Source organism: Paenibacillus sp. E194 (assembly GCF_000935845.1).
GTDB classification, from domain to species: domain Bacteria; phylum Bacillota; class Bacilli; order Paenibacillales; family Paenibacillaceae; genus Paenibacillus_B; species Paenibacillus_B alvei_B.
This window is the reverse complement of the sequence record NZ_JMDX01000001.1, coordinates 1-25,082: the sequence shown is the minus strand read 5'-3', so window position 1 is coordinate 25,082 and position 25,082 is coordinate 1. Positions and strand designations below refer to the sequence as shown.

Annotated in this window: 22 protein-coding genes and 1 other RNA gene; 22 read left to right on the top strand and 1 reads right to left on the bottom strand. The window is 48.0% G+C overall.

The features are described from left to right. The first annotated feature begins 37 nt into the window (after positions 1-37). From AZ66_RS00110 to cstA, 5 genes are all read left to right on the top strand, one after another. On the top strand, positions 38-532 hold the full coding sequence (locus AZ66_RS00110) for a DUF1934 domain-containing protein (protein ID WP_021259742.1): 495 nt from the start codon (positions 38-40) through the stop codon (positions 530-532). Between the two features lie 39 nt (positions 533-571). After that, complete coding sequence (gene argS / locus AZ66_RS00105; RefSeq protein ID WP_044353094.1) at positions 572-2,248, top strand: arginine--tRNA ligase; 1,677 nt, start codon at positions 572-574, stop codon at positions 2,246-2,248. Between the two features lie 166 nt (positions 2,249-2,414). Beyond that, positions 2,415-4,205: a sensor histidine kinase gene (locus AZ66_RS00100; RefSeq protein WP_044353093.1), complete on the top strand. Its 1,791-nt coding sequence runs from the start codon at positions 2,415-2,417 to the stop codon at positions 4,203-4,205. Then, complete coding sequence (locus AZ66_RS00095; RefSeq protein ID WP_044353092.1) at positions 4,180-4,935, top strand: LytR/AlgR family response regulator transcription factor; 756 nt, start codon at positions 4,180-4,182, stop codon at positions 4,933-4,935. Before AZ66_RS00100 ends, AZ66_RS00095 begins: the two co-directional genes overlap by 26 nt. Positions 4,936-5,143: 208 nt before the next feature. Continuing rightward, positions 5,144-6,940: a carbon starvation protein CstA gene (cstA, locus tag AZ66_RS00090; protein WP_044353091.1), complete on the top strand. Its 1,797-nt coding sequence runs from the start codon at positions 5,144-5,146 to the stop codon at positions 6,938-6,940. Between the two features lie 103 nt (positions 6,941-7,043). Here cstA and AZ66_RS00085 read toward each other — a convergent pair whose 3' ends face one another. Then, entirely contained in the window at positions 7,044-8,186 is a 1,143-nt protein-coding gene (locus tag AZ66_RS00085; protein ID WP_044353090.1) for a S8 family peptidase, read from the bottom strand. Between the two features lie 452 nt (positions 8,187-8,638). Here AZ66_RS00085 and rpoE point away from each other — a divergent pair, with 452 nt between their 5' ends. The 17 genes from rpoE (at position 8,639) to AZ66_RS00005 (ending at position 24,865) form a co-directional block, all read left to right on the top strand. Next, positions 8,639-9,190, top strand: a complete 552-nt coding sequence (gene rpoE, locus AZ66_RS00080) for a DNA-directed RNA polymerase subunit delta (RefSeq protein WP_044353089.1) — start codon at positions 8,639-8,641, stop codon at positions 9,188-9,190. 547 nt (positions 9,191-9,737) lie between these two features. After that, on the top strand, positions 9,738-11,339 hold the full coding sequence (locus AZ66_RS00075; RefSeq protein ID WP_044353088.1) for a CTP synthase: 1,602 nt from the start codon (positions 9,738-9,740) through the stop codon (positions 11,337-11,339). 234 nt (positions 11,340-11,573) lie between these two features. After that, positions 11,574-11,972: a response regulator gene (locus AZ66_RS00070; RefSeq protein WP_021253435.1), complete on the top strand. Its 399-nt coding sequence runs from the start codon at positions 11,574-11,576 to the stop codon at positions 11,970-11,972. 261 nt (positions 11,973-12,233) lie between these two features. Continuing rightward, positions 12,234-13,217 (top strand): Gfo/Idh/MocA family protein, encoded by a 984-nt coding sequence (locus AZ66_RS00065; RefSeq protein WP_082061381.1) that lies wholly within the window; start codon positions 12,234-12,236, stop codon positions 13,215-13,217. Positions 13,218-13,338: 121 nt separating this feature from the next. Further along, positions 13,339-14,193, top strand: a complete 855-nt coding sequence (fba, locus tag AZ66_RS00060) for a class II fructose-1,6-bisphosphate aldolase (protein ID WP_044353086.1) — start codon at positions 13,339-13,341, stop codon at positions 14,191-14,193. Between the two features lie 166 nt (positions 14,194-14,359). After that, a complete protein-coding gene (locus tag AZ66_RS00055; protein ID WP_044353085.1) occupies positions 14,360-15,613 on the top strand; it encodes a UDP-N-acetylglucosamine 1-carboxyvinyltransferase in 1,254 nt (417 codons plus the stop codon). A 470-nt stretch (positions 15,614-16,083) separates the two neighbouring features. Continuing rightward, the gene (rho, locus tag AZ66_RS00050) at positions 16,084-17,379 is read left to right on the top strand and encodes a transcription termination factor Rho (protein WP_044353084.1); all 1,296 of its coding nucleotides are present in this window, start codon (positions 16,084-16,086) and stop codon (positions 17,377-17,379) included. Between the two features lie 142 nt (positions 17,380-17,521). Then, the gene (rpmE, locus tag AZ66_RS00045) at positions 17,522-17,719 is read left to right on the top strand and encodes a 50S ribosomal protein L31 (protein WP_044353083.1); all 198 of its coding nucleotides are present in this window, start codon (positions 17,522-17,524) and stop codon (positions 17,717-17,719) included. A gap of 220 nt (positions 17,720-17,939) precedes the next feature. Beyond that, positions 17,940-18,875 carry a helix-turn-helix transcriptional regulator gene (locus tag AZ66_RS00040; RefSeq protein WP_044353082.1) on the top strand — a complete coding sequence of 312 codons (936 nt, stop codon included), beginning with the start codon at positions 17,940-17,942 and terminating at the stop codon, positions 18,873-18,875. A 21-nt stretch (positions 18,876-18,896) separates the two neighbouring features. Beyond that, entirely contained in the window at positions 18,897-19,523 is a 627-nt protein-coding gene (locus AZ66_RS00035) for a hypothetical protein (protein WP_044353081.1), read from the top strand. Positions 19,524-19,569: 46 nt separating this feature from the next. Then, positions 19,570-19,837: signal recognition particle sRNA large type (gene ffs / locus AZ66_RS30300), an RNA gene on the top strand. A gap of 222 nt (positions 19,838-20,059) precedes the next feature. Further along, positions 20,060-21,166: an ATP-binding protein gene (locus AZ66_RS00030; protein WP_044353123.1), complete on the top strand. Its 1,107-nt coding sequence runs from the start codon at positions 20,060-20,062 to the stop codon at positions 21,164-21,166. Positions 21,167-21,267: 101 nt separating this feature from the next. Further along, positions 21,268-23,028, top strand: a complete 1,761-nt coding sequence (dnaX, locus tag AZ66_RS00025) for a DNA polymerase III subunit gamma/tau (RefSeq protein ID WP_021259351.1) — start codon at positions 21,268-21,270, stop codon at positions 23,026-23,028. A 36-nt stretch (positions 23,029-23,064) separates the two neighbouring features. Next, positions 23,065-23,376 (top strand): YbaB/EbfC family nucleoid-associated protein, encoded by a 312-nt coding sequence (locus AZ66_RS00020; protein WP_021259352.1) that lies wholly within the window; start codon positions 23,065-23,067, stop codon positions 23,374-23,376. Positions 23,377-23,503: 127 nt separating this feature from the next. Further along, positions 23,504-24,103 carry a recombination mediator RecR gene (recR, locus tag AZ66_RS00015; RefSeq protein ID WP_021253424.1) on the top strand — a complete coding sequence of 200 codons (600 nt, stop codon included), beginning with the start codon at positions 23,504-23,506 and terminating at the stop codon, positions 24,101-24,103. A 223-nt stretch (positions 24,104-24,326) separates the two neighbouring features. Then, positions 24,327-24,599: a hypothetical protein gene (locus AZ66_RS00010; protein WP_044353080.1), complete on the top strand. Its 273-nt coding sequence runs from the start codon at positions 24,327-24,329 to the stop codon at positions 24,597-24,599. 8 nt (positions 24,600-24,607) lie between these two features. Further along, entirely contained in the window at positions 24,608-24,865 is a 258-nt protein-coding gene (locus AZ66_RS00005; RefSeq protein ID WP_044353122.1) for a pro-sigmaK processing inhibitor BofA family protein, read from the top strand. Positions 24,866-25,082: the final 217 nt, after the last annotated feature.

Here is a 25,082-nt window from a genome sequence, read left to right as displayed (position 1 = left end):
AATTTAGAAATCAGACTTTGGAGAATGGAGCTTTACAATGACGGAGCATCAGAGGGAAGCGGCTGATAGAATGCCGGTTCTTATCACGATTGACAGCCGACAAGATGATGAACGGGTCACGGAGCACGTACGGGGTGATTTATATCGGAAGGGTTCACATTTCTATATTCGCTATACCGAGACTCAGTCCCAGCCGGAGCGGGTGAAGCGACGAAGTGATTCTGCCGAAGATGCGAGCCGTACACAGGTTACACTGAAGGTGAGTGAGAACCAGGTGAAGCTAACGCGTAGAGGACAGGTTGAAGCAGAGCAGACATTTGCTCTTGGAGCGAGACAGAATGGTTACTATCGTTCATCTGCGATTCGCTTTCCTCTAACAACAGCGACATCGAAGCTGTCTTGGGACAAGCCTTGGCCGTTCGAAGGGCCGCTACAATTCGACGAATTGCGTATAGCGTGGTCGTATCAATTATATATAGAAGAACGCTGCACGGGGAAATTCAATATTCAATTACGTATTACACCCGCCTGAAACAGGCATGAACGATAAGATGCAGGAGGAACGAGACATATGAGCAGTGTAATGGAACGAGTAAACAATCAAGTGAAGCAAGCAATTGAGGATGCAATCGTACAGACAGGTCTTGTAGCGCGAGAGGATATTCCTGCGTTCGTTATTGAGGTGCCGAAGGATAAGACGCACGGTGATCTGGCATCCAATGTAGCGATGCAGTTGACGCGCATTGCGAAGCGCAATCCACGCCAAATTGCTGAAGCGATCATCGAGAACCTGAACAAAGAAGCTGCTTCCATTGAAAGCGCAGAGATCGCTGGACCTGGATTTATTAATTTCCGTGTGAACAAGAGCTATCTTTACGACATCTTGCACGAAGTAAATGAAAAAGGCAGCGACTACGGACGGATTGCGGCCGGCAGCGGTCAACGCGTACAGGTAGAGTTCGTATCTGCGAACCCTACAGGAAGCCTTCATCTTGGACATGCACGTGGTGCGGCTGTCGGCGATGCATTGTGCAACCTGCTTGATTACGCGGGTTATGAAGTAACGCGCGAATATTATATTAACGATGCAGGGAACCAAGTGAACAATCTTGCGAAATCGATTGAATGCCGCTATAAACAAGCATTGGGACAGGATGCAGAAATGCCGGAAGATGGATATCACGGTGTAGATATTAAGGGTTTTGCGGAAGAGCTTGTTCAAGCAGAGAGCGATCGTCTGCTGTCCTTGTCTGAGGAAGAGCGCGAGCGTTATTTCCGTACTTACGGCCTCTCGAAGGAATTGGATAAAATCAAGCGCGACTTGAATCGCTTCCGTGTTCCGTTCGACGTATGGTTCAGCGAGACATCGCTATACGAGAACAATGAAGTGACGAAGGCGCTGGATGCGCTTCGTGCAAGCGGACATGTATTCGAGCATGAAGGTGCAACATGGCTGCGCACAACGACATTCGGCGATGACAAGGATCGCGTATTGGTGAAGAATGATGGTTCTTACACGTACCTGACTCCAGATATTTCGTATCATATGGATAAATACGGCCGTGGCTTTGACAAAATGATTAACATTTGGGGTGCTGACCACCATGGATACATCCCACGTATGAAGGCGGCTATGGAAGCACTCGGTAATGATCCAGATAAGCTGGTTGTGTTGATCGCGCAAATGGTTAGCTTGTTCCAAGATGGCGAGAAAGTGAAAATGTCCAAGCGTACAGGGAAAGCCGTAACAATGGAAGATTTGATGGATGAAGTGGGCGTTGACGCAATCCGTTACTTCTTCACAATGCGTTCGATGGATTCCCACCTTGACTTTGATATGGACCTGGCGATCTCAACATCCAATGAGAACCCTGTCTATTACGTACAGTATGCGCATGCGCGTATTTGCAGCATTTACCGTCAGGCGGAAGAACAAGGGGTTACGTTGCAGCCGTTGAATGAGCTGAATTTGGCGAAGCTGACGGCTGAGCATGAATTCGACCTGCTTCGCAAGCTGGGTGAGCTTCCAGAAGAGATTGCGGTTGCTGCCCGCGACTATGCGCCACATCGTTTGATTCGTTATGTGTACGAGCTGGCATCGCTCTTCCACAGCTACTACAGAGCAGAGCGTGTCATTACAGAGGATGCAGAGCAGACACAAGCTCGTCTAGCATTGCTCGGCGCTGTTCGTACGACAATTGCGAATGTACTTCGTCTCGTTGGTGTATCTGCTCCAGAACAGATGTAAGACAGCGCCCTACGAGAGTTAAATGTTCATTGCCTAATATAGAGCGTCCTGTGAGCTGAAACTAGCTTGTAGGACGCTTTCTTGTTCCCACAATAGTTAGTTATTCGGTAAAATAGGACCAAGAACCATTGAGAGGATCGAGCTAGAGAGAAAGTAGGTGACGAGGATGCTGAATTTGCTTCCGCTGATGATCGAGCGGGTAGGCGTATTACTGATCATCGCATTTGTGCTGTCGCGTATGAAGTCATTTCGACATATTGTCCATAATGAACACGGTACAGCTGAGAAATGGCTGCTGATCGTCGTGTTCGGCGCATTCGGGGTAATCAGCAACTATACTGGTGTGCAAATTCATAATAGCTCGGTATATTCGCAAGCTTGGCATATGGATATAGAGACGGGGAGTGCCATTGCAAATACACGCATTATGGGTGTTGTCATTGGAGGACTGCTTGGCGGTCCATTTGTCGGAACAGGTGTTGGGTTAATTGCGGGCTTGCATCGCCTATCGCTTGGCGGCTATACCGCTGCCGCTTGTGGGATATCGACGATAATGGCCGGTATTATCACTGGGCTTATTGGAAAGCGCTTTCGTATGATTCAAGGCAAGCATGCTGCATGGCATGCAGCGTTGATCGGGATCGGGATGGAGTGTGCGCAGATGGGCACCATCTTGCTCGTAGCGGAACCTTGGAGCTCTGCTTGGGAACTCGTCAAGCTGATTAGTGTACCGATGGTCGCGGTCAATGGATTCGGCATTCTATTATTTATGCTGATTATTCAATCCATCTATGAGGAAGAGGAGCGCTCTCGGGCGCTGTTGACCCATAACGCTCTGCATATCGCCGATCAGACCTTGCCGTTTTTCCGTCAAGGATTGAATAGCGATTCATGCCGAGAAGCGGCGTTGATCATATGGAAAGGTACGAATGCCGACGCGATCTCCATTACAGATGAGCATCGCATTCTTGCGCACGTGGGCGCGGGGGACGACCATCATGTGCCATTGAATGGAATATCGACGCAGTTGACGAAGCAAGTGCTGGAGGAGGGCGTTGTTCATAATACATCCTCACGGGAAGAGATTCAGTGTTTCGAGCCGAGTTGTCTTCTGCAAGCTGCATACGTATTACCACTTAAGGTGCATGAGCGTACGGTGGGCACATTGAAGCTGTACTTCAAGCAGCCCTCACGGCTGGATCGAGTAGAACGAGAGCTTGCAGAGGGTCTTGGCAAGCTGTTCTCCACCCAGTTGGAATTGGCGGAAGCAGAACGGCAGAGTAGGCTGCTGAAAGATGCGGAGATCAAGGCGCTGCAAGCTCAGGTTCACCCGCACTTTCTATTCAATGCCTTCAATACCATATCCGTGCTATGCCGCACCGATTCGGAGAAGGCGCGCAAATTGCTGCAGCAGCTCAGTGTGTTTTTCCGCAGCAACCTGCAGGGCGCACGTAAGATGCTTATCCCGCTGCACAAGGAATTAGAGCATGTGGAGGCGTATTTGTCATTGGAACAGGCGAGATTCCCCGGCAAATATGTCGTAGAGACGGACATTGACGGTTCTCTTATGGACGTACTGGTACCGCCATTCACGCTTCAACCACTGGTGGAGAATGCGATTCGGCATGCCTTCTCCAAGGGATTTACTTTGTCGCAAGGAATAGTATCGATTCGCGCGCAGGTGAATGGAGCTAGCGTGACAATTACAACCAAGGATAATGGGAAGGGAATAGCGCCAGAGTCCATAGCCGCGCTTGGCAATGAGGCGGTTCCGTCTGTAGAAGGAGCGGGCACAGCGCTGTGCAATATTGTGAAGCGAATAGAAGAACTGTATGGAAGCAGGGGCTCGATCCAAATTGATAGTACACTTGGAGAAGGGACATCGGTCACGATTACGTTGCCGATTCATTATAGCGAACGGGGGGACATCAATGTTGAAAGCATTTATCGTGGATGATGAGCCGCTAGCGCGTGACGAACTCTGTTATCTGCTTCGCCGCACGAAGCGTGTTGACGTTGTAGGCGAGGCAGAATCGATGGAAGAGGCACTGAAGCGAATAGGGGCGCTGCGTCCAGACGTCGTATTTCTCGATATTCAACTTGCCGAAGCGAGTGGGCTGGAGGCAGCAGAACGGTTAGGCACGTTTGATGAGCCTCCTGCGATTGTATTCGCAACGGCGTATGATGAGTATGCGCTGCGTGCTTTCGAGTTGAACGCTGCTGACTATATATTAAAGCCGTTCGATGAGCAGCGCATTCAGCTAACCATTGAGAAGCTGGAGAAGCAGGGCTCGCGTTCAGTTACATTGATGCAGAATGAGGTAATATCACATTCACGGCCTACCCCGACAGAACGGGTAGAGCGGCTTGCCATTACGACGGTGGATGAGCGCATTGTTGTTCTACATGTGGATCGCATCGTGTACATCGGGTTTGAAGAGGGAAAGACAGTTGTCGCAACGACAGAACAGCGCTATCGTGTAGGAGAACCACTTAGTGTACTGGAGCGGAAGCTGAATCACCCATCCATTATTCGTGTGCATCGGGCCTATTTGGTGAATGTGGATCGCATTGTAGAGATTGAGCCATGGTTCCACTCCACATGCCAACTGAAGATGCAGGACGGATCCAGCTTACCCGTGAGTCGTACCTATATGAAGGAACTTAAGCAGCTTCTAGGATTTTAAAATAATGGCGTTCACCAATCCTCCAATCGATTTTGGTATGAGATGGAGAAGAGATGAATAAGGATAGAAGAGAGGATTGAAACCGCTTGCATTTCAATCCTTTTTTTGTGCACTTCATCATGGACATGCGGCATTCTGCTTTGAAAACAGGGTAATGCTGTTTTCATAAGGTAAGATAACAGCAATAGCTCGAAAGGAGTGGACGATCATGAATGCGGTTTCAATAGTGATTGGTTCGATTTGCATCTTGATGATCACCTATCGTCTCTACGGAACATTTATGGCAAACAAAGTGTTAAAACTAGACGATTCCAAGCCTACTCCGGCGCACGAATTAAATGACGGCAAGGATTATGTGCCGACGAATAAATGGGTGACCTTTGGTCATCACTTCGCAGCCATTGCTGCGGCGGGCCCGTTAGTTGGCCCGATATTAGCTGCCCAGTTCGGTTATCTGCCAGGGCTGCTCTGGTTGTTGATCGGTGCCGTTATCGGCGGTGCTGTCCATGACGCGGTTGTATTGTTCGCTTCCATGCGCAAGCAAGGCAAGTCGCTCTCTGAGGTAGCGAAGGATGAGCTCGGGCCAGTGGCAGGCTTCTGTACGGGACTAGCGATGTTGTTCATTATTACGATTACGATGGCGGGTCTGTCGATGGTTGTGCTCCATGCGCTTGAACACAATCCATGGGGAACCTTCTCGGTAGGCATCACGATCCCGATTGCCATGATGGTTGGGATTTGGTACAAGAAGACAGGCAATCTGAAGCTTGCCTCTACCGTTGGTTTTGCACTTTTGATGGTCGGTGTATTTATGGGTCCCTACATTCAGGGTACCGCGCTTGGCGAATGGTTGACCTTTGATATGAAGACGCTGGCAATTATTTTGCCGATATATGCATTCTTTGCTGCAGCACTGCCTGTATGGCTGCTCCTTGCACCGCGCGACTACTTGAGCAGCTTTATGAAGATCGGAGTATTCATTGCTCTTATCGTTGGTGTGTTCATTATCAATCCTGATATTCCATTCCCTGCCGTAACTGAATTCATCAACGGCGGAGGCCCAATACTGGCAGGCCCGGTATGGCCGTTCATCTCGATCACGATAGCTTGTGGAGCAATCTCTGGCTTCCACGCCTTCGTAGGATCGGGTACGACACCGAAAATGCTGGATCGCTGGAGCGATATTAAAGTCGTTGGCTTCGGCGCGATGCTGGTCGAATGCGTTGTAGGGATTATGGCACTTATAGCGGCAACTGCCTTGCAGCCTGCTGATTACTTCGCAATTAACTCAACGCCAGAAGCGTTTAAGACGCTGGGCATGAATGTGGTTCATTTGCCGGATCTCGCGCGCGAGATCGGTTTGAACTTGGAAGGCCGCACGGGTGGAGCTGTAACACTGGCAGTTGGCATGACGTACATTTTCACGAAGTTCCCATGGTTCGAATCGCTTTCGTCGTACTTCTTCCAATTTGTTATCATGTTCGAGGCGGTATTCGTTCTGACCGCAATTGATGCGGGAACACGTGTGGCGCGCTACATTATCCAAGACTTCTTCGGAGAAGTATACAAGCCATTGAAACGAGTAGATTGGGTACCTGGCTCCATCTTTGCTAGTGCGCTAGCTTGCTTCTTATGGGGATACCTGCTCTTCTCTGGCGATATTGGATCGGTATGGGCGCTGTTCGGGGTATCGAACCAGATGATGGCTTCCATCGGTCTTATCATCGGTGCTACAGTTATTATGAAGATTGCGGATAAGCGCTGGTATGCACTTACTTGTCTTGTGCCGCTCGCTTACTTGTTCGTAACCGTTAACTATGCGGGAATATGGATGATATCCAATGTGTACTTGAATCCAACTAATAAGGGCTACAGCATCCTGAATGCATCGTTGTCAATGATTATGATGGTGCTCGGAGTGATCATCCTCATCTCTGCAATCAAGAAGTGGACAGAGTTGTGGAACACGCCACGAACGAAGCTGGAGCCGGTAACGGCCTCCTAGACCATAGCACAACTACATGGATGATTTTCAAGGACAGTCGACTTGCTCGGCTGTCCTTGTTTCGCTTCCATTCATTTTTACGTTTGTTCCCGTTCGGATCTCGTTAGCGTTCTGCTTCCTTAAGTAGGCGCATGACATCGATTTCTCCTAAACTGCGAGAGGTAGTATTCCGGCTTCGCATTGGACTTGCCGATCGTCGCAGCAGGGCTTTGATTTCACCAGGCTTGAGATCAGGCTTCATGGCAAGCAGCAGAGCGATAGCGCCACTAACATGTGAGGTGGCCATTGAGGTGCCGCTCATTTCATGGTATTTGCCCTTGATCCAAGCAGATACAATTTTATCGCCAGGTGCATAAATGTCGACGTAACGGCCTCGGTTGCTGAAGGGGGCAATTTTCCGGATTCGATCAGTAGCTCCAACCGAGATCGTCTGCAAGTAACGGGCGGGGTAATCAATAGACTTTCGTTTCGCATCATTGCCAGAGGAGGCGACAACGGTTACGCCAGCATTATAAGCGTTTGTGACAGCAGTGAGCAGCGACTTGCTGCGGGTCTTCATGCCGAAGCTCATATTAATGATATTCATACCATGGCGAACACACCAATCAATGCCTTGGATAATATCAGATACGAAGGCGGCTCCATTTTCATCGAATGCTTTAACGGGATGAATAATGGCGCGGGGAGCCACTCCGATAATGCCGTACATTTGATTGGCAGCGGCGATCGTGCCAGCGATATGGGTGCCGTGGCCATTGTCGTCATGCGGGGGCAAGCCACGCTGGATCAGATTAATTCCGCGGGTGAGCGAGTGCCGAAGGTCTGGATGGTGAAAATCAGCCCCGGTATCAATGACACCAATATGAACACGATGACCAGTGGTCGTGCTCCAAGCTTGGGGAGCTTTGATGTGTCGAACACCCCAAGGAATGCCGCGCTCCCAATTGACAGGACGCTGGGAGACGGCGTGCATCGAGAGATGAATATCTTCTTCAACGATAACATCATAAGCGGCCGATAGTAGGGTGGAATCGAAGTCAGTTCTAGCCGGATAGACCCAGCCATCAATGAGTGGAACCATGCGAATGTCAGCAAGCTCTGATCTGCTTGCTTCGAGTTCGATGAGCACCTCGGAACATTGTTCATACTGTTCATGGGTGCGGAAGCGGATGAGCAGTTGTCGTTCGCAGGGCTTAGTGGTACTGAGCCCTTGAATAAGTAACTGGAGTAAGCCCGTAATATCCAATGTCGAGTCCCTCCCGACAGTTCCTTTGTAACGGTTGTTCAAAAAGCGTACATATGATAATCAAGTGAACCCGAATATGGATCGGTTGAAGCGTCTTTTTGAACAGACAATTTTACATATCGTATGCACCAGACCCCAGCGTGGACTGGGGTAGATGCCTTTTTTGCGAAAGATAGGCCTTCCACCGTGTCAAAAGACATCCACGGACATAGTATGAAGAAGAGCCGACGAAGGGCTTAGCACACCCGATACGGGGCGTGAGCCTTCATCGGGTGCGGATACAGTCGAACGCGAAGGGATTCCCTTCGCGTTTCTATTTTTTGTCCGACTTGTGGCATTTCCTCATCTATAGGAAGAAAACTTGCATTTTCACTTCAGATCGGTTTTACTTATGTGTGAACATGGATAAGTGAATGCAATTTGAACTTTTTAGAGAGAGAGGATGTGTCCGAATGAGCACACCGCTGGATTTGAAATTAGACCCTGAAAAAGTGCAAGAAATACCGATGGTGGATCTTGCCTTCATGGTACTGAAAGCTGCCAACACGCCTTTCTATTACCGCGATCTCATGAATGAAGTCGCTAAGCTGCGGGGTCTGAACGAAGAGCAAATTAACGATGTCATTGCGCAGTTATATACGGAAATTAACATTGACGGTCGTTTTGCTTGTGTTGGAGGCCAGAACCTGTGGGGATTGAAGCGCTGGTACCCGGTTGACCGTTCTGAAGAAGCGATAACCGGTGGCACACCGCGTCCACGTATCATTAATGATGACGATGATGACGACTATGCAGATGACGACAACTACAACAATGATGAAGAAGAAGACTTCGACTTCGTCGATGAAGATGGTGAAGAGGAAGAGGAGATCTTCGAGGATGAAGATTCTGATGTAGAAGATGATGTTGACATCGAAGAGGAAATCGATGAAGAAGATGCGGATCTGAACGAAGAAGAAAACGATGACTTCGAAGAAGAGGATGACCGGGAAGAGGATGTGTAAGATCCTCTTCAGGATTTGATTTCGCATTTTAGAATGCCGCTTGCTTATTTTTCCTGTGTATCCTAGCTGATCTGGGGTGTGTTCAGGAGGGATACGTAAGCGGCATTTTCCATATAAACTGCCCCTGCGAAAAATCAGCTCGATCTCCCTTGACACGGGAATGCCTACAGAGTAAACTAGCATATGGGCTTTGCATTTGCACGTAATTAAATAGAGTCATTTTCACATATGAAGAAAGTGCCCCGTGACACTACGGGAGTCACTTTTTTGTTTTTTTAGGATACGAATTGCGGCTTTTTGGCTTTGTTGCCGATTGCAATTGGTACAATTTGATTCGTATAAAATAGCTCCCGTCCACTACGGAACACCATTTCCGGACATTTTAGACAGGAGCTTTTTTAATGACATTTTGCATCAATGAATATCGCACAAATGGGTTACGATAACATCATGAGATTATGGAACTCGCGTGTATCGAACCTGTTCTACAGACAAAGCCTCCCGAGAACATGTCTTGAATGCACTTGATCATAGGAGGGTTTCACCAGTGGCAAAGTATATTTTTGTAACGGGCGGCGTCGTTTCTTCTCTTGGTAAAGGGATTACGGCTGCATCCCTGGGCAGATTGCTGAAAAATCGGGGGCTCAAAGTAACGATCCAAAAATTTGATCCTTACATTAACGTTGACCCGGGCACAATGAGCCCTTATCAGCATGGCGAAGTATTCGTAACAGATGACGGAGCTGAGACAGACCTTGACTTGGGTCACTACGAGCGCTTCATCGACATCAACCTGTCGAAGAACAGCAACGTGACAACAGGTAAAGTGTATTCTACAGTTATTTCAAAGGAACGCCGCGGTGAATACCTTGGCGGAACTGTACAAGTTATTCCGCATATTACAAATGAAATCAAAGAACGCGTATTCCGTGCAGGTAAGGAATCCGGCTCTGATGTAGTCATTACCGAAATCGGCGGTACAGTCGGCGATATCGAGAGCTTGCCGTTCTTGGAAGCAATTCGTCAAATAAAGAGTGATGTAGGTCGTGACAACGTGATGTATATTCACGTTACCTTGATCCCTTACATCAAGGCTGCGGGCGAAGTGAAAACGAAGCCGACACAGCACAGTGTCAAAGAATTGCGCAGCATCGGTATTCAACCGAATATGCTCGTATGCCGTACAGAGCATGAACTTGCAGAGGATATGAAGCGCAAGATTTCCTTGTTCTGCGACATTGAAGCGAATGCGGTTGTAGAATGCCGTGACGCTTCCACGTTGTATGAAGTACCATTGATGCTTCATGAGCAAGGAATGGATGATTATGTTGTAAATCATTTGAAGCTTCAAACACCAGAACCAGACATGGTGGAATGGACGAAGCTTGTTGACCGTGTGAAGCAGCTTCAAGGACAAGTTGAGATTGCAATCGTTGGTAAGTATGTTGCTCTTCATGATGCATACTTGTCTATCGTAGAAGCATTGGCTCACGCAGGTATTGATGCAAATACAGAAGTCAATATCCGTTGGGTGAATGCAGAAGAGATTACAGAAGAGAACGTAGACGCAGAGTTGTCTGGTGTACACGGTATCTTGGTACCAGGTGGGTTCGGCGATCGTGGTATCGAAGGTAAAGTAACAGCGATCCGCTATGCGCGTGAACAACAAATTCCGTTCTTCGGTATTTGCCTTGGTATGCAAGTTGCGGTTATTGAATATGCACGCTCTATCGCAGCATTGAATGGCGCGAACAGCTCCGAAATCAACCCAGCGACAGAATATCCGGTTATCGATCTGCTTCCAGAGCAGAAGGATATTGAAGATTTGGGCGGTACAATGCGTCTTGGTCTGTACCCTTGCAAGTTGCAAGAGGGATCACTCGCTATGTCTTGCTACAATGATGAGCTGGTGTACGAGCGTCACCGCCATCGCTATGAATTCAACAATGAATATCGTGAAGTGATTGAAAGTGCTGGATTGAAGATTAGCGGTACGTCCCCAGACGGCCGACTGGTGGAAATTGTCGAGCTTCCAAGCCATCCATGGTTCTTGGCTGTTCAGTTCCATCCAGAGTTTATCTCTCGTCCGAACCGTCCGCAACCATTGTTCCGCGAATTCGTCAAAGCGGCAATGAAGCACCGTGGATAATAACGTATAAAATATATGAAGCGAAAGCTTTCCTAATTGGAGAGCCTTCGCTTTTTTTGCTTTTATGTGGGAGTTGTGATGTTTTTCCTAAAAGAAGAAGGATTTTATTGTAAAGAAGCGAATATGTACAGTACATGTGGAGTGGTAAAATAAGCATGCAGTGTGAGAGATTAACTCATTCGAACTAGAGGATGCTGCACACTCGCTCGTGAGACGCGGTGGGAGGGGTACCAGTTGAGTAATAAGAAAGTATTGATTGTCGATGATCAGAATGGTATTCGGGTTCTTCTCATGGAAGTGTTCAGTAGCGAAGGATATACGACCTATCAAGCTTCCAATGGCAAGATGGCGCTTGAGATCGTAAGAGAGGAGTCACCGGATATTGTCCTGTTGGACATGAAGATACCGGGCATGGATGGGTTGGAAATTTTGAAGCAGATCAAGTTGATGAAGCCGCATATGAATGTGATTATGATGACCGCTTATGGCGAGTTGGATATGATTAAGGAAGCTACGGACCTCGGAGCATTGATGCACTTTACGAAGCCTTTCGACATCGATGAGATGAGGGTTGCGGTCAATATGACATTAGAGCAGGGACAGCCGAATAATCAGATGACTATGCCTTCTTAGAAGTGGCGTACGAACGATAAACAAGAAACATGCCGGGGGATGCCCTGGCCTTCTTCAATGTTATCCGAGCAAGGTCGGAGGATGACCTTCAATTATTGCTACGTGGTACGAAGAACGAAGAATTGGACATGCCTCTAGTGGAGGGCGCTCAGTAGAGACCCCATTAGGGGCTTTCCTCGTTTCTCGTGTTATCTAATCCTGCCTATACTTGCTAAGCAAAATAACATCAGTAAGACAATAATGGATCATACAGGGGTGTTAATGATGATACGTATAGCAGTTTGTAGTTATTGGCATGTTCATGCAGAAGAGTATACAGATTTCATCCTTCATCATCCAAATACAGAGCTAGTTGGAATATGGGATGAGGATGACAAGCGCGGTGAGCGTTATGCAGGCCGTTATCATGTGCCTTATTATCCGAACTTGGATGACATGCTGAGAGAGGATATTGATGCGATTGTCGTAGTAGCGCCGACTTCCCTTCACAGGGAAATTATGGTGAAGGCAGCAGAGGCTGGCAAGCACATCTTCACTGAGAAAGTATTAGCGCTTACGTCAGCTGAAGCGGATCGCATCGTGAATGCTGTGGAAGCCAATGGTGTTGTGTTGAATGTTGCTCTTCGGAAGCTGTATGAGCGCGATATTGTTACGCTGCGTCGGATAGTAGAAGAGGGTGCTATAGGCGATGTATCGCTTGTCCGTGTGCGTATGGCGCATAATGGAGCACTGGCAGGATGGCTGCCAGAGCATTTCTACAACCGGGCGGAATGCGGCGGTGGGGCAATGATTGATCTTGGTTGTCATCCGATGTACATTACCCGTGCACTGTTGGGAATGCCTGAGGCCGTAACTGCGTCGTATGGCTACGTTACGGGTAAAGAAGTAGAGGACAACGCAGTTGCGCTGCTCCAATATACTGGAGGTGCCATTGGAATTGCTGAAACAGGGTTTGTTACCGGTCAATCCCCGTTCATGATTGAGATTCATGGTGCAAGAGGAAGCGTTATGTACGGCATGCCGGATGAGCAAATCCGCATTCGACTGAATGAGGGGGATGGGGAGTGGAACATCGTTCCATTTGATGAACCGATCCCGAATATGTTTGAGCAATGGGTCGGTCATGTGCAGCGCAGAGAAGTGGGCACGGACAACGTAAAAATGGCGCTGGACCTGACAAAATTGATGGAAGCGGCCAATGAGGCAGCGGTTTCGGGGAAAGCGGTTGCCGTAAACGTAATGTAGCTGTTTTGTCAAGAGGTTGTTTACTTTTTCACGCCCAATTGTGATATAATAACACCGTATAAGATGTCGGCTATAATCTAGATAGACAGACGACGAACAACTTCCTAGGAGGATGGAGACCATGCCATTAGTTTCGATGAACGAGTTCTTGCCTAAAGCAAAAGAAAACAAATTTGCAGTAGGTCAGTTCAACATCAATAACTTGGAATTCACACAAGCAATTACAGAAGCGGCGATGGAAGAAAACGCGCCAATTATCTTTGGTGTATCCGAAGGCGCTTTGCGTTACATGGGAATGGAGTACACAGTAGCAATGGCTGAGGCAGCTGCTAAGAAATCCGGCTTGCCAATCGCTTTGCACCTTGACCATGGTAGCACATTTGAAGTAGCTATGGCTTGTATTCGTGCCGGATTCTCTTCCGTTATGTTCGATGGTTCCCACCATGCATACGAAGACAACATCCGTTTGACTAAAGAAGTCGTTAAAGCAGCTCACGCTATGGGCGTATCCGTTGAAGGTGAATTGGGTACAATCGGCGGTGTTGAAGATGATCTTCACGTAGATGAAGATGCAGCTCAATTGGCTAACCCAGAAGAAGCAATCCGCTTCTACGAAGAAACTGGCGTAGATGCACTTGCAATCGCTGTTGGTACTGCTCACGGCATGTACAAAGGCGAGCCTAAACTTCACTACGATATCATTGAAGCAGTAGCTTCCAAGATCCCAGTTCCAGTCGTATTGCACGGCGGTTCCGGTGTACCTGACGAATCCATCCGCAAGGCGATTGCAGCAGGTGCAGGTAAAATCAACGTGAACACAGAAAACCAAGTTGCTTGCACAGCAGCTATCCGCGAAGCATTGGCTAAAGATGCGAACGTTATCGACCCTCGCAAATACTTGACGCCAGCACGCAATGCAATGGTTGAAGTTGTTCGCAATAAAATCCGCTTGTTCGGATCCAGCAACCAAGCATAATCGATACTCATATTTATGTTTACGAATGCGGGAAAAGCACCGGTTCGCCGGTGTTCTTCCCTTTTTTGCGATTATTTAACCTTGTGATGAATGAACATGAATCCAATAAAGCATATGGGCGAGCCGAACCTGTGACAGGTACGGCGTGGGGGGAACTTAGCTTGTGATGGAAAAGTTAATGATTTGCGGTGGGCGGCCGCTGCGTGGTACTGTGCAGATCAGCGGTGCGAAGAACAGTGCAGTCGCACTCATTCCTGCGGCGATTTTAGCAGAGAGTGAAGTAGTGCTCGATAACTTGCCGGCATTAAGTGATGTTGCAACCTATACGGAGATTATTACCGAACTCGGTGGAGAGGCAAGCTGGGAAGGTTCTACCTTGCGAATTGATCCATCTAGCATGATTTCGATGCCGATGTATAACGGACCTGTGAAGAAATTGCGGGCCTCCTATTATTTAATGGGTGCCTTGCTTGGCCGCTTTGGCGAAGCGACAATAGGCATGCCAGGAGGGTGCAACTTTGAACCCCGTCCGATAGATCAGCATATTAAAGGATTCGAAGCATTGGGTGCTACGGTAACCAATGAACATGGAGCGATCCATATTTCGGCGCGTGAATTGCGCGGCGCAAAAATCTACCTCGATGTGGTTAGTGTAGGAGCAACCATTAATATTATGCTTGCGGCTTCCCGAGCCAAAGGCATCACTATTATCGAAAACGCGGCCAAAGAGCCTGAAATTATAGATGTGGCGACCCTGCTCAGTGCAATGGGTGCCAAAATCAAGGGTGCTGGTACAGAATCGATTCGTATTGAAGGTGTAGAAGGGCTGCATGGCTGCCGTCATTCTATCATTCCGGATCGCATTCAAGCAGGAACCTATATGATCGCTGCTGCTGCAACGCGCGGCGATATTCTCATCGACAATATTATCCCTAAGCACTTGGAAGCACTTACGGCGAAGCTGGAGGAAATGGGTGTGCAAGTCGTAGAAGGGGACGAATCCCTTCGCGTGCTTGGCCAGCCTGACTACGAGTCTATCGATGTAAAGGCGCTTGTATATCCAGGATTCGCAACCGATCTTCAATCACCGATGATAAGCTTGCTCACGCAAGCAACTGGTGTAAGTATGCTGTCCGATCTCGTATATAGCAATCGATTTAAGAATGTACCTGAGCTGCTTCGCATGGGAGCCAAAATCCGTGTAGAAGGTCGCTCTGCTGTCATTGAAGGAACCAAGTTGCATGCCGCGAAAGTGAAAGCAGCGGATTTGCGTGCGGGAGCATCGCTTGTCATTGCAGGACTAACAGTAGCGGATGGCATTACTGAAATCTCCGGCGTAGAGTATATTGACCGTGGCTATGACAACCTAGTCACAAATTTGCGAAATTTAGGCGCTGATGTATGGCGTCAGACGGAATAATTCGACGGTAATAGGGTAAAAATAGGATAATGATCATTTCGCGATCGTCAGTTAAGGTGTGGCGATGCGCCTCATGATGCGCCCTGCTCATGTGGCTGTGCGGAATTTCATCTAGTATTCGTCGTTTGTGTATTGGACTGTGTCCGAAAGAGAGTGGAAGTGGAGCATTCTCTTTCGGATACAGAAGAAAATGCAACTTTTTGGCAGGATTGAACGTACGAAGAGTATTTCCCTTTCTATTCCTTGGAGAGGCTGCAGCGTTTAGCACCATCACTTCCATAAGTGCTTCGCTTCAACGGCTATCTTTTACCCAGACCGAATGGTTCCCATCTGTTATCTGTCCACCATCTCATTGTATCAACCAGCCTTCATATCTCATGACACGCCGCTGCGTTTATACGTAACGATTTCACAATGGACTTATCCTTCTGACATCATTTGTATTTATCAACAGAATAGGAGTTGTATTCATGGATTTACAAATTTCCGATTTGGAAACGAAGAAGCTGACCGAGCTATATAAACTAGCAAAACAATTTCAGATTCCTGGCTATGGTCAAATGAAGAAAAAAGAATTAATATTTGCTATCTTGCGCGCGCAGGCGGAACAAGGCGGCTTCATGTTTATGGAGGGGGTATTGGACATCCTTCCAGAGGGGTTCGGCTTCTTGCGTCCTATTAACTATTTGCCTAGCTCGGAAGATATTTATATCTCTCAATCTCAGATTCGCAGATTTGATTTGCGTACTGGTGATCTCGTATCGGGAAAATGCCGTCCGCCAAAAGAGAACGAACGCTATTTCGGATTACTTCAGATTAACGCCGTCAATGGTGAGAATCCGGATGAAGCTGCTCAACGCTTGCACTTCCCGGCACTGACGCCGCTATATCCAGAGAAGAAACTTGTGCTCGAGATGGCTTCCAACAAGGTGTCCACACGCATTATGGACATGCTCGCACCTGTTGGTCTTGGACAACGCGGACTTATCGTCGCTCCTCCTAAGGCAGGTAAGACATTGCTTCTGAAGGAGATTGCAAATAGCATCTCGACCAACCATCCTGAGATTGAGCTATTCGTTCTGCTTATTGATGAGCGTCCGGAAGAAGTAACGGACATGCAGCGTTCTGTAAAAGGTGAGGTTGTAGCATCCACATTTGATGAAGTGCCTGAGAACCACATCAAGGTAACAGAACTTGTTCTGGAGCGTGCACTGCGTCTCGTGGAACATAAGAAGGACGTTGTAATCCTGCTTGACAGCATTACGCGCTTGGCTCGGGCATACAACCTCGTGGTTCCGCCGTCTGGCCGTACGTTGTCTGGTGGTATTGATCCAGCTGCCTTCCATCGTCCAAAGCGCTTCTTCGGTTCTGCCCGCAACATTGAAGAGGGTGGAAGCTTGACGATCTTGGCAACGGCACTCGTTGAGACAGGATCACGTATGGATGACATCATTTATGAAGAATTTAAAGGTACGGGTAATATGGAGCTTCATCTGGATCGTAAGCTGGCTGAACGCCGTATCTTCCCGGCTATCGATATTCGTCGCTCGGGTACACGTCGCGAGGAAATGCTGTTGTCGAAGGAAGAGCTTGATAAGCTGTGGGCAATTCGCAAAAACATGAACGAGTCTCCGGAATTCGTGGATCAATTCTTGAAGAAGATGCGTGATTCGAAGACGAACGAAGAGTTCCTTGCAGCACTTGATACGAGCGGAACACCAACCCCGCCACCGCGCAGAACACGCAGCAGCTCTGTGAGCTCCTAAGCTCCTGTTCTCTGTTGTGGCGGACAAGAATATGGTTATAACATGAGATTGCGAACTAGATGCAAACATGCTATAATCCATTCATGTGTTTTTATATACTCTGGGCACGCAAAGGGCTCAGGGCGGAAAGAGGTGAATTCGAGTGAAAGAAGCAATTCAACCGAAATACCACATTACGACTGTAACTTGCGCTTGCGGCAACTCTTTCGAAACAGGTTCCGTTAAAGAGAACTTGAAGGTAGAGGTTTGCTCCGCTTGCCATCCATTCTTCACAGGTAAGCAGAAGTTCTTGGATGCTGGTGGTCGTGTGGATCGATTCAAAAAGAAATACGGTATCTAATACGTCTGTTTACGATATGGACTCCCTTGCTGGCAACAGCCAAGGGAGTTCATTTTTTTTTGTATATTTTTATCCTTCCTGTTTTGATGTTTGCTGTCCGAAACTCGAGTTCGCACAAAATGTCAAAACAATGGGGAGGAAATACGGTACGGTAGAATGGAACTGGGATTTCCGAGGCATGTGCTGGCATTGCCTCAAGATGACTTGGGGAGGGTTGGCTATGTGGCTGGAGCACGATAAATGGATCAAAGAAGCAATAGCCTACATAGAACTGCATATTACAGAGGACGTGGATGCAGCAGACATAGCTGAACATTGCACGGTCTCCCGTTTTCACTTTAATCGTGTGTTTCAGCGTCATGTGGGGGTCAGTGTGGCGACATTGTTACGGGAGCGCAGATTGGCAAGGGCTGCGGTGGAGCTGTTGTCTACGGACAAGCGCATACTGGACATCGCATTAGAGTATCAATTTTCTGGGCAAGACAGCTTCACTCGTGCTTTTAAGCAGCGGTATGGCATGACACCGCATGTATACCGCCAAGGTTTCCGATGCTTTTACACGCCAGAGGGGGATCATCGAATGGATGAGAACAATCAATCTGAGAATACCGGATATGGGGTGATGCAGTCTGCTCCACAGGGATGGATCATAACAGGTGTGTATCCGCACCAATATAGCGTTACTCTTGATCACGTTCATGTATATCGTGGGAGGTCGTCAGGCACGATTCAAGGCAAAGTGGATGCAGATCCACGGGGATTTGGCACGTTGATGCAAATGTTCAAGGCAGAGAATTATGTGGGACAGCGCCTTCGTTTATCAGCGTTCCTGAAAACGGACGACGTGCAGGGATGGGCAGGCATGTGGATGCGGATTGACGGGAAGGATGAAGTGCCTATTAACTTCGACAACATGGACAATCGTCCGATTAGCGGCACGACCGAATGGAGGCCCTATGAAGTTGTTCTTGATATTGCACCTTATGCGGAGGCGATTGCATTTGGCGTGCTATTAAGCGGTCCGGGTCAAGTCTGGGTGGATGGTATTCGCTTGGATATTGTTGACGAATCTGTACCTACAACGGGTGGGGCAGCGGTAAATGAAACAATGCCCAAAGAACCGGTGAATTTGGACTTTGAATTGGGACCACAATAAAAGGAGCGGAGCGTAAGCGGCATGATCGAAAGGTTGTTTGAGCTTAGTTTGGGATTTATTTGGCACATCATCAAGGGTGAGTTGCCCTTGTCCATCATCGGAAGCACGCTTTTATTGGGGGTTCTATTTGTCGCGGCAGGAGAGTGGAGTGAATGGCGCAAGCATGCTCGTTCAGAACAATTTGGGCGTCGTTTGCAGAGAGGCTTGGGGACGTTGTTCAAAGACGTATTCATTGTGATGATTGCTACTTTCTTCGTTGTTGGGGTTGAATACGGTATTTTTCGCTTGGCTGCAAGGGCCCTTCCTGCTTGGGGTTGGCCGGTTCTACCGGATGGCAATGTTGTACTGGCATGGCTCAGTCTCATTGTCACAAGCATGGCATTAGTAGGGGTTATCATTTTAGAGCTCATCTGGGCAGCTAAGACTGTGTCCTTTGGTTCATTCTGGGTCATTTATGTACTGGTATGTGTGGTCTTGTCAGCTTGTACACTGCAATGGCTGTATCCGGTATCAGGTGCTACGCCGTGGATTTATTTAGGGTCTGGACTTATGAGTTCATTGCTTTGTGTGCTGCTGAGGTATTTGCAACAGATGGAGGAAGACGCGGATGACAGTAAGGAAGAAGCAGATTCCATATCTGTTAACTAATGACGTTGGTTGCACTTTTGCTGCAAATCGTCTATACTAAGTTATGCCGTGCTAGACGGGGAGGTAGCGGTGCCCTGTAACTCGCAATCCGCTGTAGCGAGGTTGAATTCCTGTTAGAGGTTTTGTCGATGTGGGGTTTGGCGTTTACACTCGGTGTTGACGGCTGGGTCCTTCGCAATGGGTGCCTATGAACTTGGTCAGGTCCGGAAGGAAGCAGCCATAAGTAGGAGAGCTCATGTGCCGGAGGGAAGCCTGGCCTGAGTCGTAGTGTAGAAGTGCCGCTCGGATCGCAATTATCAATAACAGGTGCACGGTTCATATAGTGCATACGAGGACACCGGGATAACCGGTGTTTTTTGTTTCAACTAATATGAATACATGTTCATATTATATATACAGCAGGAAAAAGATTGCCTGATGGCGAAGTTTAGAGTGAACAGCAAGTGAGCGGATATCTCATTTTCGTTTCTGCAAAAAGAGGTGAGTGTATGATCGATTCAAGCATGCCGTTACACGGCGCTCTGTCGCAGAATTCTATGTCTGATTCCTGCAATGAAGGAGCAAGTGTGCAGGCGGCGGATACGGAACTAACGCTGCTGCAGCAATTTGCCGGTGCTTTTATTCAGGATGTGAATTTAGGGATTATGCTGCTGAATAATCAGTTCACATTGGTAGACATCAGTGATATGGCGTGCAGAGTGATGGGATGGGAGAGAGAGAATTCGCTCGGGAGACGGGTCAATGAGCTGTTTGGCGACATGCCTACAGAGCATCATCTCGTACAACGTTCTCTGCTTGAAGGTGTGAGTGTGCGGAATCATGCTGTCTCTTGGTGCAATGGTGTGGAGCGATATGAGCTTCTTATGGATTCGAATGTTATGCGTGATGAACAGCAGCAGATCGTAGGTGCTTATGTGCTATTCAAGGATGTGTCCAATTTGCGCTCGTTGGAGGAGCAGGTACAGCGAAGCGACCGTCTGGCGATGATTGGACAGATTGCCGCAGGAACAGCTCATGAAATTCGTAATCCCTTGACCTCTATTAAGGGGTTTCTGCAAATGTTCAAGAAGACGCTGCGTGACAAGGGAATGGCGAAGGAAGTCCATTACACCGAAATCATGCTGACCGAAATCAACCGAATCAATGAGTTGGTTGGGGAGTTTCTACTCTTAAGCAAGCCGAAGCATGTCACGATTGAACGTGTGAATGTATATCAGGTGATGAATGATATTTTGCCGATTATTCGGAGTGAAGCAGTGCTGCACGGCGTACATGTTCGATACGAGGCGGGAGAGACTGTGCCGAATGTGGTTGCGGATCGCGAGCTGCTGAAGCAAGTGTTCATCAACATTGCCAAAAATGGTATTGAGGCGATGGTGGAGGGTGGTACACTTACGGTAAGTGTGAAGCGGGATAGTGCGGAGCAGCGTGTATTGATTGATATCCATGATACGGGGCCGGGAATTCCTGCGTTCCTCGTTGATAAGATATTCGATCCCTTCTTCACGACGAAGCAGAATGGGACAGGACTTGGGTTATCGGTATGCCAACGGATTATACATGACTTGGGCGGTACGATACGCGTTTCATCCAAGGGATTTGGCACGACATTCACGCTCGCTGTCCCTTATCAAGGCTCATAGCAGCAGTGATGGATGCCCTTCTTTTCCAAAGAGAGGGAATGGCTGTTTTTTTAGAGGTTATGATATAGTATAATAAGTAAAAACGTTTTCGAGGTTGCATCATGGCTCATATCGCATTGTATCGCGCATGGAGACCACAGTCATTTCAAGACATGGTCGGACAACAGCATATTATTCAGACGCTGCAAAATTCGCTGCGGGAGCAGCGTTTTTCGCATGCATATTTGTTCAGCGGTCCGAGAGGAACCGGGAAGACAAGTGCGGCGAAAATACTGGCGAAGGCTGTCAACTGCGAACAAGGGCCAGGTCCGGAACCTTGCAACGCTTGTGAAGCGTGTCGGCGCATAACAGCTGGCGCGGTGATGGATGTAGTGGAAATCGATGCTGCATCGAATCGCGGCGTAGAGGAAATTCGCGATCTTCGCGAAAAGGTGAAGTATGCGCCAACGGAAGTTCGCTATAAAGTGTACATCATTGACGAAGTACACATGTTGACGACGGAAGCTTTTAACGCTTTGTTGAAGACGCTAGAAGAGCCTCCGGCGCATGTGATGTTCATCTTGGCGACAACGGAGCCACATCGGCTTCCGGCCACGATTATTTCGCGTTGCCAGCGATTTGACTTTCGTCGAGTTTCACTTGCTGAGCAAGTACAGCGCTTGGCTCAGGTGTGCGAAGAAGAGAGCATTCAAGCAGATCATGACAGTTTGACTTATATTGCGAAGCTGTCAGATGGCGGGATGCGTGATGCGATCAGCTTGCTGGATCAAGCCGCCTCCTTTACCGATGGAGCCATTACCTATCAACAGGTATTGGACATTACAGGAGGTATGCCCGAGGAGAGGTTCGCGGAACTTGCCCGAGCAGTACAGGCGGGTGATGTAGGTTCTGTCCTTTCGGTGGTCGAGCAGTTGATGCAGGAAGGCAAGAGTGCGGATAAGTGCATGGAAAGCCTGTTGTACTTTTTCCGAGATCTGCTTATGATGAAGATGGTGCCGAGCGGGGATGCGCTAACGGACCGGTTGACTCGCGTAGAGTCTTTCCGTGAAATGGCGGAGGGATTCACAGAGAGTCGTCTATTTCATATCATTGATACGCTGAATCGATACCAGACGGATATGAAGTACGCTGTGCAGCCGCAGACTTTATTTGAGGTCGCACTGCTTCAATTGGCAGCTTCAGGGCAGCGTCCATTGAATCAATCTTTGGGCACTGGTGATTCCGTTCAGGGAGATGTTCGGCTGGATGGAATGGAACATTCATCCTCCCTGCAACATTTGCGTCAACAGATTACGTCGTTAGAGACGAAGGTTGAACAGCTGATGAAGTCAGGTGGAGGCCGTCAGGAACAGGTAGCGCATGAGCGTACGCCTGCGGCGACTCGCCCATCTGGACACGTATCCAAGTTCTCTAAGCAGCCACCGCAGTTCACACGGTACCTTGCGAATCATAACAGCGCCGAATTCAATCGCATTCGAGGGACTTGGGGACAAGTGCTTCAGCGAGTGAAGGAAGCCGGTGTTACCATTCATGCTTGGCTGGTTAACGGTGAGCCTGTATCATGTCTAGAGGATCGAATTCTTATCGGTTTCAAAAATTCGATTCATCGTGATACGACGGAGAAGCCGACTAACAAGCAGGTGATCGAGCAAGTGCTATCCGACACCTTCGGCAAGCCATACCAGATGGATACGATGATGCTCAAGGACTGGGAGGCTGCAGCCGCCCAGACAGAAGATAAGGAAGAGCAGGAGTTCCAACTGGAGCCAGAGGGCCAAGAAGGCCGCAATCATTCTCAAGAACCATGGATTGACGAGGCAATCCAGTTATTTGGAGAAGATCTCGTTGTCATAAAAGAGTAACTTATCTTAAATGGAGAAAAAAGGAGATTCACGGCGATGAACAATATGAACCAAATGATGAAGCAAGTTAAAAAAATGCAAGAACAAATGTTGAAAGCTCAAGAAGAGCTGGCTGAAAAGAAAGCAACTGGTACATCTGGCGGCGGAGCTGTTACTGTAGAGGTTAACGGCCACAAAAAACTGCTTAGCATCTCCATCAAACCAGAAGTAGTGGATGCAGAAGATATCGAAATGCTGCAAGACCTTGTATTGACTGCTGTAAATGATGCATTGACGCAAGCAGAAGATATGGCAAATGACGACATGTCCAAATTCACAGGCGGAATGAAAATTCCTGGCTTGTTCTAATGTAGAGAAACACGAATGTGAGGCATATACCGATTCTGGTATATGCCGTTTCTACCATTTAGGGACATTTTTTGATGTGAGACGATGTTGAGTTCGTTGATTAAGCTATCGTAAAGGAGAACCCGCATTGTATTATCCAGAACCGATCGCCAAGTTGATCGAGGCATTTACACATTTGCCCGGTATTGGGCCGAAGACAGCGGCTCGTCTTGCGTTCCATGTACTCCGCATGCAGGAAGATGACGTTATTGATTTTGCAAAGGCGCTCGTTAATGTGAAGCGGAACCTGCACTACTGCTCTGTGTGCTGCAATATTACAGATATTGATCCTTGCCGTATCTGCTCGGATAAGACACGTGACGCCTCAGTGATGTGTGTTGTTCAGGAAACAAAGGATTTGGTTGCGATGGAGCGTACGAAAGAGTTCATGGGGTATTACCATGTGCTACAGGGCGCGATATCACCAATGGAGGGAGTAGGCCCAGAGGATATACGTCTTGCTGAACTGCTTAAGCGATTGAGTGATGAGCGGGTCAAAGAATTGATTTTGGCTACGAATCCAAATATTGAAGGAGAAGCAACGGCGATGTATATTTCGCGGCTTGTGAAGCCGTTCGGCATTCGTGTAACGAGAATTGCTCATGGACTTCCCGTGGGTGGTGACCTCGAATACGCCGATGAGGTGACCTTGTCTAAGGCGTTAGAAGGCCGGAGGGATGTTCTGTAATGATGGAGCTCCATCTTGAGCAGGGCTGAAATGTTGTTTCTTCATAATTTGATATAGAAGCTCTCGATCATCGAGGGTCTTTTTTTGTTATCTATAAGAGTAATGATTGATGGTCTTATTCATTTGAGTGCTGTCTCGCATTGCCGAAGCAACTCATAAAGAGGTTCTAGTCTTGTCCCGATGTTCATAATCATGACTAAAGTGAATGTGGGGAGGGGAACTCATGTGGAGACGTATGAAAAATTGGTTCATGCGAAATCGGGACAAGCGTGAGTATGGGTTGATGTTGTCTGAGCAGCAGCTTCTTATGAGGGATATCCGTACTGCGGTTGCAGAGTGGAGAATGGCTTGTGTGCGATTTGAGCATGCACTAGGTATAGATGAGGTGGATTATGCGATCTCAACGCTTGAGGCAGCTGAGAAGCGGATTGCCATGCTGATGAAGAGAGCCAAGCGCGTAGGGATGCATGCATTGCGATTAGGGGAGGTATTATAGTGACGAAGATGCTGTTGCTTGGTCTGCTCATTGTGTCCATTGCTGGATTGTTCATTGTGCTATTTCGCCAGCGGCTGGCATGGCGTGGTATCATGACCTTTCTTCTTCATGGAGTTAGCGCATTTGCGCTGTTGTACATCGTGAATTCGACGGGATGGATAGCGGGAATCCATGTACCTATCAACCCTGCCACATTAACGGGAGTGGGGCTTCTGGGTATCCCGGGACTAGCGCTTGTCATTTCCCTTAAAATGGTAGGTATTTAGTGGTTGACGCACCCCTTGCCTTTATGATAAATTAATCAATGTCGCTTCGGACATGAGTTAACAAACTTAAAACAAAAAACAGTCTCGAAAAGAGATTGAAAAAAAGTTTTAAAAAAGTGTTGACAAGAAATGAACGAAATGATAAGATATAAAAGTCGCCGCTGACAAAGCGGTGAGAAAAAGAAAGTAACTAAGAAATTGGTTGCTGACTGAGATT